This is a genomic window from Alteromonas antoniana (assembly GCF_019249295.1).
In the GTDB taxonomy this organism is placed as follows: Bacteria; Pseudomonadota; Gammaproteobacteria; order Enterobacterales; family Alteromonadaceae; genus Alteromonas; species Alteromonas antoniana.
In genome coordinates this window covers 25,335-36,935 of record NZ_JAESDH010000019.1, presented here as the reverse complement: position 1 = coordinate 36,935, position 11,601 = coordinate 25,335, and the positions used below count along the sequence as shown (strand labels likewise).

General features: G+C 50.0%; 11 protein-coding genes. 2 read left to right on the top strand and 9 right to left on the bottom strand.

Going from position 1 to position 11,601, the window contains the following annotated elements:
- Positions 1 to 68: 68 nt before the first annotated feature.
- The 4 genes from JKP77_RS15540 to JKP77_RS15525 form a co-directional block, all read right to left on the bottom strand.
- Complete coding sequence (locus tag JKP77_RS15540; RefSeq protein ID WP_218312078.1) at positions 69 to 659, bottom strand: YqaA family protein; 591 nt, start codon at positions 657 to 659, stop codon at positions 69 to 71.
- 9 nt (positions 660 to 668) lie between these two features.
- The gene (locus JKP77_RS15535) at positions 669 to 1,952 is read right to left on the bottom strand and encodes a metal-dependent hydrolase family protein (RefSeq protein WP_218312144.1); all 1,284 of its coding nucleotides are present in this window, start codon (positions 1,950 to 1,952) and stop codon (positions 669 to 671) included.
- A gap of 190 nt (positions 1,953 to 2,142) precedes the next feature.
- Positions 2,143 to 2,709, bottom strand: coding sequence for a DUF1285 domain-containing protein (locus JKP77_RS15530; RefSeq protein WP_218312077.1), 567 nt, complete (start codon positions 2,707 to 2,709; stop codon positions 2,143 to 2,145).
- Positions 2,696 to 3,559: a DUF3014 domain-containing protein gene (locus JKP77_RS15525; protein WP_218312076.1), complete on the bottom strand. Its 864-nt coding sequence runs from the start codon at positions 3,557 to 3,559 to the stop codon at positions 2,696 to 2,698. The genes JKP77_RS15530 and JKP77_RS15525 overlap by 14 nt, the downstream gene beginning before the upstream one ends.
- 260 nt (positions 3,560 to 3,819) lie before the next feature.
- Between JKP77_RS15525 and JKP77_RS15520 the strand changes: the two genes are divergently transcribed.
- Together JKP77_RS15520 and JKP77_RS15515 are read left to right on the top strand one after the other, a co-directional pair.
- Positions 3,820 to 5,076: a sterol desaturase family protein gene (locus JKP77_RS15520; protein WP_218312075.1), complete on the top strand. Its 1,257-nt coding sequence runs from the start codon at positions 3,820 to 3,822 to the stop codon at positions 5,074 to 5,076.
- A 158-nt stretch (positions 5,077 to 5,234) separates the two neighbouring features.
- Positions 5,235 to 5,543: a DUF6482 family protein gene (locus tag JKP77_RS15515; protein WP_218312074.1), complete on the top strand. Its 309-nt coding sequence runs from the start codon at positions 5,235 to 5,237 to the stop codon at positions 5,541 to 5,543.
- 142 nt (positions 5,544 to 5,685) lie between these two features.
- Here JKP77_RS15515 and JKP77_RS15510 read toward each other — a convergent pair whose 3' ends face one another.
- From JKP77_RS15510 to JKP77_RS15490, 5 genes are all read right to left on the bottom strand, one after another.
- Positions 5,686 to 7,014, bottom strand: coding sequence for an ABC1 kinase family protein (locus tag JKP77_RS15510; protein WP_218312073.1), 1,329 nt, complete (start codon positions 7,012 to 7,014; stop codon positions 5,686 to 5,688).
- A gap of 27 nt (positions 7,015 to 7,041) precedes the next feature.
- Positions 7,042 to 7,314, bottom strand: a complete 273-nt coding sequence (locus tag JKP77_RS15505; protein ID WP_218312072.1) for a hypothetical protein — start codon at positions 7,312 to 7,314, stop codon at positions 7,042 to 7,044.
- A 272-nt stretch (positions 7,315 to 7,586) separates the two neighbouring features.
- Positions 7,587 to 8,312, bottom strand: a complete 726-nt coding sequence (locus tag JKP77_RS15500) for an SHOCT domain-containing protein (RefSeq protein WP_218312071.1) — start codon at positions 8,310 to 8,312, stop codon at positions 7,587 to 7,589.
- A 241-nt stretch (positions 8,313 to 8,553) separates the two neighbouring features.
- The gene (locus tag JKP77_RS15495; RefSeq protein ID WP_218312070.1) at positions 8,554 to 9,081 is read right to left on the bottom strand and encodes a DUF6702 family protein; all 528 of its coding nucleotides are present in this window, start codon (positions 9,079 to 9,081) and stop codon (positions 8,554 to 8,556) included.
- Positions 9,071 to 11,536: a M1 family metallopeptidase gene (locus JKP77_RS15490; protein WP_218312069.1), complete on the bottom strand. Its 2,466-nt coding sequence runs from the start codon at positions 11,534 to 11,536 to the stop codon at positions 9,071 to 9,073. Before JKP77_RS15490 ends, JKP77_RS15495 begins: the two co-directional genes overlap by 11 nt.
- Between the last annotated feature and the right edge of the window lie 65 nt (positions 11,537 to 11,601).

Genomic DNA, 11,601 nt, shown 5'->3' with positions numbered 1-11,601 from the left:
TTTACAGCATAGAGGGCGGCGTTTCGGGAGTCTTCCGGTGCTGGCGTGATCCCTTAACCTGGTCTCACCTACCCTGAGAGTGCGCTACTTGCCCACCACAGCAATAACACCACAACGGTCATCGCCAGAATGGCTTTCATTTTGTATCGCTTGATAAGCTGCTCAGCTTTGTTGCCAGCATAGTAAACCACAATCGCCAGGCCAAAATAGCGTAGCGAGCGGGCGATGAGTGTGGCAATAAGAAACATCACCATGGAGTACTGTGTAGCACCGGCAGCAAGCATGGCTATCTGAAAGGGAATAGGCGCGATGCCCAGGGTCATGACAAACCAAAACCCTTCAGCACTCATTTTCTGTTTTACCTGCTCGAACTGCTCAGGGCTCGAAAACGCCTCAATGACCCAGTCTCCCACTAAATCAAACAGGTAGTAGCCCAACGCGTAACCAAACACAGCGCCAATCACACAGCCTACCGTCGCCATCAGCGCGATTAGCCAGAGCTTGTCGCGCCTGGCCTGCATCAAAGGAACTAACACCGCCTCAAGCGGGATAGGTACAATGGTTGATTCCAAAAAAGAAGCCAGAGTAATGCCCTTAAGCATATGCTCCGACTCTACCAGCTTCTTAGTTCTGTGCTTTACCGCTTTACTGACAGCCATGTAATCCTTTTACGAGCGTTTATACACCGTCCCGTCCTTCATCACGAAAATTACGTTTTCCATTACTGTGATGTCATCAAGAGGATTTCCGGGAACCGCCACAATATCTGCAAGCTTACCTGCTTCAAGAGAGCCCAGTTTGTCACTGATACCCAGCAGTTCAGCCGTAGATACGGTTGCACTCTTTAACGCTTCCGCAGGCGGCATACCTGCCTCTACCATCAGCGTAAACTCTTGGGCATTGTCACCGTGCGCCGAGACACCACTGTCTGTTCCAAAAGCAATTTTCACGCCTTCTTTGTAAGCTTTGGCAAAGGTAGATTGAATAAGTGGTCCGATAGCGGCAGCTTTCGGGCGAACGATGTCAGGGAAATAGCCATCAATTTTTGCTTTTTCCGCTACAAACGCGCCGGCGAGGATGGTCGGTACGTAATAGGTGCCGTGCTCTTTCATCAGTTTAATGGCTTCATCGTCCATGTAGGTGCCATGTTCAATCGATGTGACGCCCGCACGGATGGCGCGCTTCATCCCCTCTTTACCGTGGGCATGAACCGCAACGGTCATACCGTAATCGTTGGCAGTCTCAACAATGGCACTAACTTCATCATCCATAAACTGTGGGTTCTGGCCGCTTTTCGCGACACTTAATACACCGCCTGTGGCGGTGATTTTGATAACATCCGCGCCGTCCTGATATCTCTGACGAACCGCTTGTCTGGCCTCTGCTACACCATTGACTACGCCGTCTTCAGGGCCAACATCGGGCCGAATGCTCTTTGCCATACCATTGCTGGGATCGGCATGCCCGCCCGTAGTGGCGATAGATTTTGCCGCGGTATAAATTCGTGGGCCGGTTTGGATCCCTTTAGCGATGGCATTACGCAGTGCCACCGTCTCATTATAGCCATCACCCAGGTTTCTGACGGTGGTAAAGCCAGCCATAAGGGTTTTCTCACCGTAATTTGCTGCCCGTAGCGCGTAGTCTGCTTCATTCAGAGAATAACGTTCAAGATACGTTTGCGGGCCGCCATGCTGCATTGATAAATGCACGTGCATGTCCATCAGGCCCGGAAGTACCGTGGCGTTTTTTAAATCAATTACCGTATCGCTGTCGTCACCTTCAACGTATCCGTTTTGTATGGCTTTAATCGTGTTGCCTTCAACCACCAGCGTGACTTTCTCTTTTAAGGAATCGCTAGTGCCGGTAAAAACTTTGCCTGCGTGGATCAGAGTGGCAGCTTGCGCTGACAGTGTCAGGGCGCTTGCAGCGAGCGCCAGTAGGGTTTTCTTCATCATTGTTGTAATTCTTCTCTGGTTTGGAGATTTTTACTCTAGGGTAGCCGGCGTAGCAACGCAAACTCAGATACGATAAAGCGCGTTACGGTGAGATAATCTTTAACGTGATGCAAACCTGCTGCGTGACGGGCGCCTGACTTTCAGCGGTATCATTCGCTGTTGCGGGAAACGCCGGGTAGCAGAATGCCTATTTCACTTGCCCAATACAGTAGGACTCACCCTGGCTGGTAACCGTCCATGTCGATACTCCCGCTTCATCAGTAGATGACTCGGCATGCTCCAGTAACTGGTAGTAAACATTCTGATGCAGTCGTCCCCATAAATTACGACGAACATTTACGTAAGGGATCGGCGTGGCATCCGGATCGGCTAATGGAGCGGGCGGGGAGCGTAATTCAATAGGATGGTCATGGCCGATGACGCAGTCGTCGCCGGTCTGTGTGGTCAATATCAGGTTGCCATCCTCACGTCGCCAGTTTGTAATAACAAAGGGCACGTCTTCAACCTGGATCCCAACCTTCTCCACCGGTGTTACCAGATAGTAATTCTCATCCTCTTTTTTGAGAACAGTAGAGAAAAGCCTGACCAGGGACTGGCGGCCAATCGGGGAATTTTCGTAAAACCAGCGGCCATCTAAAGCGATGACCATGTTCAGGTCGCCACAGAAGTCCGGATCCCACTTCTCTACCGGCGGCAGAGACTGGGACGCGTCTTGCGTCCCGGACAACTGTTGCTGGAATCTACTCAGATCCATTGTCTTGCAGCATATCCTGAATTTCGCGCAGCTTAGCCTTGATGCGGCGCATATTATCTGGCCCGGTACGCAGCAGCTGTTTCTGCGGTGTACTCAGATTTTCCAGACGAGGATCGGCATACTTATAGGCAACAGAATCGGTATATACTTCAACCGGTACCGGCACTTCAGGGGTGTCCAGTAGCTCATCGATAGCCTCAATCAGCTTTTGATCGAACGGTTCATCGGGATCTTCACCAATTTCCGCGTATTTCGCCTGAATATCCCCCTTATACATGGCGTACAGGTTAAGCAGGGCTTCATTGTTAAACGACTCCAGCATGTCTACATAAGGGGTGTAGCGCTTGTAGCTGGCAGCATCTATCCACTCTTTGTCAGCCTGCGTATACGTTCTGAAAGGCTGATCGGGCGGCGTCAGTAACTGATGGTTAGGCGCCATCTCTTCATTTGCCAGATTGGTTACCGATACCACAAAACGCTGTAGTAGGGCTTCATTGACAAGAAGACGATTAACCTGCGTGGAGTTCGCGTCGGAAATTTCCTGCAAAGACGACTTTATCGCCGGATCGCTGGTATCCAGTGGTTCCGGTTCTGTTTCCGGCATATCCGGCATCGGCTCCACTTCCGCTTCCGGATCGAGTTCGACCGTCGAGGGAGCCTGTTCAGGCTCTATGATTTTGGGCTCATCTGGCATAGTGTTATCCGGCTGGGTAACCTCCGGCTCATTTACCATGGTATCTTCCGGCTCATCTTCAGACGGCCAGAACAGCACGGCCAAAATCACAATTACGATGACACCGATAATAATCAGGTGCGGGGCTAGTGTTCGTTTTTCTGACGCTTCACTCATAATGTCTCCACCGTGTTTTCAGTCCTTGCTTAATACTATCAGAGATATTGCAACATATTGGAAAATCAATAGACGGATTGGTTCCTAAGCAAGGCCAAATTCCTCTTTTCTAACACTTTTCTACTTTAAAAGGACAGAATTTGATCGCTTTTGTTTCATGATACCTTAGGATTTGCCGTGATCTGCAGGTGAAATTGCAGGAAATACTTGAAATGGCGATACATTCTATTAACATCGTCTAAAAAAACAACGAGCCTGTTATGACAGTCATTCTCTTCGCGATCCCTGCTTTTTTCCTGTTAATTGGTGTTGAATGGTATTGGGATTCACGAAGCAAAAATGGCCACTATCGTATTAACGATGCCCTGACCAGCCTAAGTGCCGGCGTACTTTCCCGGCTTATGACACTTCTTCATCAGCTGATCCCGCTGACCATGTACGTGCTGGTATTTGATGCGCTGGCCCTGACGGTTCTGCCGGATTCCGTATGGACCTGGATCGCCGCTTTCATCATTTACGATTTTTTCTATTACTGGAATCATCGTATGGGACACGAGATGAGTCTTCTTTGGGCCGCGCATGTCGTGCATCACTCCAGCGAAGATTACAATCTCACCACCGCCTTACGACAAACCAGCGGAGCGCTGTTTAGCTGGATATTTTATCTGCCAATGGCGATGATGGGCTTTCCACCGGAAATGGTGATCACTGTCGCTGCACTGAATCTGGTGTATCAGTTTTGGGTGCATACACAGTACATCGACAAACTGGGGTGGATGGAATGGGTGTTCGTAACCCCTTCAAATCATCGGGTTCATCATGCACAGAACCGTGTCTATATCGACAAGAACTACGGTGGTGTATTCATTTTGTGGGACAGGCTATTTGGTACTTTCATCCCGGAAATGAACAATGCAAAACCTGTATACGGCATTCGTGGTGCGCTCAAAAGCTTCAATCCGGTTTGGGCGAACTTACAGGTGTATTCGCAACTAATACACGACAGTTATCACACCAAACGATGGCGTGATAAATGGCGGGTGTGGTTTGGACGTACCGGCTGGCGACCCGCTGACGTTGCAAAGCAGTATCCGCAGATCAAATCGTCGTTGGCCGACTTTAAAAAATACGACCCGGCGTTGAATGACGCCGTCAATAAGTACTGTGTCTTACAGCATATTCTGATGTTGGCGACGGCTGTCTATCTGCTTTTGAATTTCTCGGCAATCACCGGCGCACAGCAGGCAGTACTTATGATTAGTGTACTTCTATCGAGTATACAAATCGGTTTCGTGCTTCAGCAGTCCAAAATGGCCCTGGCGCTGGAAGGCCCCCGTCTGCTTGCTCTGCCCCTGCTATGGCTGGCAGTTGGATTACCGACGTTACTGGTGACGGCCTCTTTGACACTGCATGCCGTCAGTCTGGTTATGTTGTTATGGGTTGTACGACAAGATGACAAAAATTTCATTGGTGACGATGACCCCGAAGAACTTAAGCTGCGTAGGTGGAGTGAATAAACTGTAACGTGGAACTGAATTAAGACCAGGACTGGCCCAGAGCCAGTGCGGCGTTGCTTTCTGCACCCGGTTTTCCAGTTGCGCTATGCGTGTCCCGTAACTGTCTTTATCGGTAATTCTCCACGCTGACAAAACACACTTTAAAATGGCAAACGGCTATGCATAAATTTTATTATAAAGACGTCATCCAGAATGCTCTGGCGATTGATTATCTTGAAGTGCAGTCTTATGAAATGAATGTGTATCTTGTCTGGCTTGCGGTTGGCGATAATACCGGCCTGGTTTATGACGAAAATGATAATCCGAAACGCTTCTTCAGCGCCGGACAGATCCGCGAAACCTTCGCGCACTGTGATGTCGACCAGGCGGTTATGAAGCATGATACGCCATACGATGAGATGATAGGTAATCCTCCTAAAAGCGCTGAGCAAATGGCGTTGCCGTTTACCATGACGCTTCCCTACTGACTATCGCAGGCACCTTGTCATTGGTGCTTCTGCACCGGCGCTTTTTTACAAAAGCTGCTCTGCCCTACCTCAGCTGTTATAAGTTGTGTTGATAAAAACCATACCCGATACGACTGATGAAAGGCGATAATTATAAAGAGCGTTAGCTATCAGGAGTGGATATCCAGGGAGATGCGACCTCCTGCATATCGACCTGCGCTCCCAGACGCTTGGCCAGCAGAAACAGCCCTCCCAGTTTACGGTGTATAAACAGCGCATCTGCCGGCGGAACATGCCAGAAATTGTTTTCATAGGTCAGCGACATACCCATTTCGTGCAATCGCAGCATTAAGTCGGTTTTGCCAAAATCATAGGGTGAATCTACTCGTACTGACTCACAGGCGGTTAATCCCATTTCTACAACGGCATCCTGCTGGCGCGGTGAGTGAGTATCTAACATCAGTCCCAGTTTCAGAGCAGTGGTACGCATCAATGCGGCGTCATTATCATACGCTGCCTGTAATAAAGTACGGTAGCCATCACTGATGGAAGCGGGGATCTCGCGAGTGGCACCAAAATCGAGAAGCACTACCTTGCCGGTGTCTTTCTGATAGCGATAGTTCGCCAGATTAGGATCGCTTTGCAGTAACCTGAAGTCGAACACTTCCTGAAAAAATAATCGTAGCAGGCTACTCATCACGTTATTGCGTACAGACTGATCTTCGCTTTGCAGGTGCTCAATGGGATCGCCGTTGAGGTAACTCATCGCCAGCACCGTATCAGTGGTGAGCGTCGGATAAACAGTAGGTGTCACAAAGAGCGGGGAATCATCACAGTATGCTGCGTAGCGAGAGAGCATCTCAGCTTCGCGCTGATACTCGGCTTCCTGATGCAGCTGTATTTTTGCGTCCTCAAGGATCGTGTTTAAGGCGATATCCTTCGGAATAAGACCGGAGAGTCTAATTAGAGACGCCACATTATCGACATCCGCGTTGATACTGTCTTTGATACCCGGGTACTGCACTTTAATCGCCAGTGTCTCGCCATCCATGGTGATGGCTTTATGCACTTGTCCGATAGACGCCGCCGCCACCGGAGCAAAAGAAAAGTAAAGCAGACGGTCCTGCCATCCTTTCCCCCAGTTATTATCTAACACCTCTATAAGCTGTGCCTTTGGCATCGGCTCAGCGTCTTCACGAAGACGAGCCAGAATTTCAGCCAGCTCAGGAGGCAGAAAATCGCCACCGTCCATTGATATCAGCTGACCAACTTTCATCGCCGCGCCGCGCATGGTGGCGAGTTGGTCTGCTATGCGTGTGATGTTGCCGGGCGTCAGCAACAGCGATGACAGTTGAGGACGCTCCCCCTTCATCCACTGACCGGCCCCCTGTGTAACTACATTGGTAGCAATTCGGCCAGCCAGCGCGCCCAGGCGACCAACTCTGGCAAGTCTGCCGGTAGGGATCCGCTTACCAGGCTTTTCATCTGCCATGACATACTCAGATTAGGAATTTAAATTTTAAACCAGTTGCGAGAGCATTTGGATCACGAGGCCCGCCACACTGCCGCCCGCAAAACCCATCCACCCGTTTCGGTTAACGTATCGTGCGAGCGCTGCACCAAACAGCCCACACCATAGCATCGAAGCATAAACTGCAATGGTACCCGTCCCGGTGCCTGAGTCTGGCAAGAACATGAGGACGACAAACGTTACCGCCATTGCACCGGAGAGTAACACCCACATGATATTTTTCTTGTTTGCGAATTCACTTCCGACCGGCTTTTCACTCATGATGTTTCCTTAAGTCTGGTTATTAATAGCATAATGCGTCACGAGTACGCGGCGGGTCAACGGTGCCATCTACGACTTATGGCGTAGACGCAGAAACGATGTCACGGTGTGTTACGTGAGGGTAGATTGTCGGTGAAGATACACAGCCACCCTACAAGACGTGGCGGTGTCACAAAACAATATGAAGCTTGTCTGGTAGCATAAGCGCCGAAAGACTATTCAGCCAGATAACAAATCCAAAGAGAGCGGCCACGGCCGCTCTGGAACAAACGCTACAAGCTATCGAGCACTTCTCGCCGCTTTTCTTCGTATTCTTCCTGCGTGATAAGGCCTTGCTCGTATAAGTCTTTCAGGCCGGTCAGCTTACTGCGAATATCCGAGGGTATGGCATCCTGTTCAGCACCAACAATGGAGCTTCGCTGACCCGTCAGTGTTTCGTCTATCGTCGCTACGTAGATACTCTGAAACGTCCCGCGTTCCTTATACATACAGTCAATTTCACCGTCGTAAGACCAGGGGCTGTTGTCCCATTCCCGGATTTGCGGCGTGTCGTAGATGCATTTTCGGATTTGCCCTCTGAGGATGAGGTTGCGTCCTTCTATCTGATATTTATTCACCACGCTCCACGACCAGTGAGAAAAGTCAGGGTGCTGGCGTTTATTCTGTGGCGACTCCAGGAAAAACTCTTCATGATGACCGTAAGTCAGATAGAGATAACTGCCGTCATACATAGCTAAAAACTTGGACCGGGTCCAGGTGCAATCTGTACAGGTATACCATCCGTAAATAATGTTGTTCTCATCAATGCGTTCGAATTGCAGGTAACGCCCGTCAGTCACGTATTGGCGGTATATTTTCTCTTTAGGGGCAACTGGCTCCACACTAACCAGCTTATCGAACACTTCGGTCTCGGTCATGGGAGAGGGAAAGTTGAGGGTTGCACACCCGGTTAACACCGACGTGGACAGCATAAACAGAACAGCAAAAAACGGCTTCATAACTCACACCTGTACAAAATGGTTGATTAAATACTAATCGCTAAAAATTCATAATGAAAGTCGGATGAGTACAGGTGTCGCGTATCTGCGAAAGCGTGATGGTATTTCAGAATGAAAATCGTCACATAATCAATCTATTATAAAAAGTAACGAAAGCAAAAGCGGGAAGATGTGGCGCGTAGCGAGGAGATAAACGGCACCTCAGTCAGGCAGTGTTGCGCGCGTTGGTGCCGGTAAAGAGTCAGTGATGATGACCGTTAAATTTGACTTCAAGCAAAGTCACATTATCGGTGAAGGTCAGGGTTTTCAGCGGCCCATTCCCCTCAACATTTAACGTGTTGACCTGGGCCGGCCATAAATCACGCAGGGCATCGTGACGAATTTGCAGTCCTTCCATTGCCGGAGGCTGCGCCGTTTCCTGATACACCCAGAAAAACTTACCTTCGGTTTCATAGCCAACCGGTTTCAGCGCCAGCGGCTCACCGTCTGCGTTCAAAATGGCGAAGTGTTCATCCACATACTCGGCAAACGCCTGCTGCGTGCTCTCATCGCTCATAATGTCGGCTGACTTATCAAACAGCATTTTCACGGCGTGCTCTGCGTCATGCAGATTAAACCGGTGCATCACCTCGATATTTTCCGTTCTGGGATTGAACAGTACCGTCGTGATGGCGGCCTTTATCTGATGTGCTGATGCCGAGAAAGCAGTAACCAGCAGCAGGGCCATCAGGCCCCACTGCCGGGCACAACGAGACAGCTTAGTTGTCATCGTCGCCCTCTTTGTCGTCATCCAGTTTGGTGTTGATTTCGTGCATCAGGTCGCGGTACACCTTGCCATCGCGAGGCTTGGATTTGTACGCTTCGATGCGCGAAGGAATAATGCGGCGAGGATAGTGGTTGTTTTCCACGTCTACATCGGCCGTTTCCCAGCGCGGATCAACCGTCACGCTTACCAGTTCTTTGTCCTTCTCTGTCACCACCAGCTTGCTGACCGCTTTGGGTGTGCGACGCCAGATTTCAGCAGGAATACGCATCATCTCGGTAGTGCCGTCAGTATATTCCAGCTCCAGTATGATAGGCATCACCAGGCCGCCTTTGTTTGAGAAGTCCAGAACGTAGTAGTTCTTATCTTCACGTACAGCGCGCTCAAATGCTTTGCGCTCCCACGGCTCCAGTTTATCCAGGAACTTACGGTACTTGTTACGATCTTTATTGGTAACGGTGTACTGATCGTTGTCGTCGTAGAAGTCTTTGATGTCGTCAAAGCGTTCCACCCACAGTTTTTTGCCTTCTTCGCGGTTGCGCTCGTCGGTAAGCGACATCGGCTTGTCTTTCTCCGCCTGACGCTCGCGGGCAAAATCGATATCTGGATCTGCGGTATCCAGACGCAGTTTGTATACGCGGTCAATGGAGATATCTACGTGATCGGTAGAGTAGAACCAGCCACGCCAGAACCAGTCAAGATCAACCCCTGACGCTTCTTCCATGGTGCGGAAGAAATCCGCGGGGGTAGGACGTTTAAACATCCAGCGCTGTGCATACTCTTTAAACGCAAAGTCGAACAGCTCACGACCTAAAATGGTTTCACGAAGAATATTCAGGGCAACCGCAGGCTTGGTATAGGCATTCGGGCCTAAGCGAAGAACCGAGTCAGACTGGGTCATGATTGGCACCTGCGTAGAGGACTTCATGTAGCCTGTGATATCGCGTGGCTCAACGCCCCATGGAATGTTTGGATCCCATTCGCGACCGGCAACGCCGTCTAAGAAGCTGTTTAAGCCTTCATCCATCCAGGTCCACTGACGCTCGTCAGAGTTCACGGTCATAGGGAAGTAAATGTGCCCGACTTCGTGAATAACCACGCCAATCAAAAAGCGCTTTTCTGCCAGTGAATAAGTACGCGAACCATCGTCACGCAATTCCGTGCGCGGGCCGTTAAAGGTGATCATGGGGTATTCCATGCCGCCTACCGGACCGTTTACAGACTGCGCTACCGGGTACGGGTAATCAAATGAGAACCGGCTGTATACGTCCATGGTGTGGATAACGGCTTCAGTAGAGTATTTCTTCCACAGATCGCCACCTTCTTTCGGGTAGAAAGACATGGCCATAACCAGTGGCTGTACGTCGCCGCCCTGCTGGTAACCGCGTGCGTCCCACATGAACTTACGCGAAGAGGCCCAGGCAAAGTCGCGTACATTTTCTGCCTGAAAGCGCCAGGTTTTGGTTTTGCTGGTGCCTTCTTTTTCGTTCTCCAGTGCTTCTTCTGCAGTCACGATAAAGACGGTACGGTCTGCCGTTTCCGCTTTTTTCAGGCGGTCGCGCTGAGTTTTAGTTAACACATCTTTAGGGTTCTGCAACACACCGGTAGAAGACACGACGTGGTCAGCCGGTACCGTGATGTTCACATCGTAGTTACCGAACTCCAGCGTAAATTCACCACGGCCAATGAACTCCTTGTTCGTCCAGGCTTCGTAGTCGGTGTACGCAGCAAGACGTGGGAACCATTGCGCCAGCAGGAAAATATCGTTGCCACCTTCACGCTCGTCATCGGGAAAGTGCTCATAACCTGAACGGGCAGATACGGCATCTTCTTCGACGATGTTAAAGGCAAAATCAATATCGAAGGTTACCTGCTTGCCTGGCTTTAATGGCGTGGCAAGGTCAACACGCATCAGCGTGCCGACGATCACGTGGTGCAAATCGGTGCCGGCTTTATTTTCAACGCGCTGAATGTCGTAACCCAGCTCGTTGTCTTCAACAAATTGCTGACGACGCAGTGCACCCATGCTTAAGCGTGCAGGCTTATCTGATGATGCACTTTCTGTCGCCGGTCCACGGTTACCAATGCCACCGAAGTTGGTTGACAGCGCAGACATAGAATCATTGCGGAATTTGTTTTGATCGAGTTGGATCCACAAATACTTCAGTGTGTCTGGCGAGTTGTTGGTGTAAGTGATGGTTTCACTGGCTTCCAGACGACGCTTTTCTTCGTCCAGTTTCACATCGATTTTATAATCGACTTTCTGTTGCCAGTACTGATGGCCCGGTTCACCTGCCGCGTTACGGTAAACGTTTGGCGTTGGCAGTACTTCGTCGAGCTGGCGGAATTTATCTTCAAAGTCGCCTTTCGTTTGTTTTATGGCTGCTGTGGCGACAGGCAGCTGAACCATCATAGAAAGCACCGGGATAACCCAGAACAGATGGCGGTTACGTCTACTCATGCAGATTCCTTGCTACTGAAAATACAATTTCAAACCACGTATTGTATAAGCTGTAGCCTGTCTAA

Bases quoted from the DNA above. Each gene is read 5' to 3' on its own strand.
- JKP77_RS15540 (WP_218312078.1), bottom strand. From the start codon at position 659: ATGGCTGTCAGTAAAGCGGTAAAGCACAGAACTAAGAAGCTGGTAGAG.
- JKP77_RS15535 (WP_218312144.1), bottom strand. From the start codon at position 1,952: ATGAAGAAAACCCTACTGGCGCTCGCTGCAAGCGCCCTGACACTGTCA.
- JKP77_RS15530 (WP_218312077.1), bottom strand. From the start codon at position 2,709: ATGGATCTGAGTAGATTCCAGCAACAGTTGTCCGGGACGCAAGACGCG.
- JKP77_RS15525 (WP_218312076.1), bottom strand. From the start codon at position 3,559: ATGAGTGAAGCGTCAGAAAAACGAACACTAGCCCCGCACCTGATTATT.
- JKP77_RS15520 (WP_218312075.1), top strand. From the start codon at position 3,820: ATGACAGTCATTCTCTTCGCGATCCCTGCTTTTTTCCTGTTAATTGGT.
- JKP77_RS15515 (WP_218312074.1), top strand. From the start codon at position 5,235: ATGCATAAATTTTATTATAAAGACGTCATCCAGAATGCTCTGGCGATT.
- JKP77_RS15510 (WP_218312073.1), bottom strand. From the start codon at position 7,014: ATGGCAGATGAAAAGCCTGGTAAGCGGATCCCTACCGGCAGACTTGCC.
- JKP77_RS15505 (WP_218312072.1), bottom strand. From the start codon at position 7,314: ATGAGTGAAAAGCCGGTCGGAAGTGAATTCGCAAACAAGAAAAATATC.
- JKP77_RS15500 (WP_218312071.1), bottom strand. From the start codon at position 8,312: ATGAAGCCGTTTTTTGCTGTTCTGTTTATGCTGTCCACGTCGGTGTTA.
- JKP77_RS15495 (WP_218312070.1), bottom strand. From the start codon at position 9,081: ATGACAACTAAGCTGTCTCGTTGTGCCCGGCAGTGGGGCCTGATGGCC.
- JKP77_RS15490 (WP_218312069.1), bottom strand. From the start codon at position 11,536: ATGAGTAGACGTAACCGCCATCTGTTCTGGGTTATCCCGGTGCTTTCT.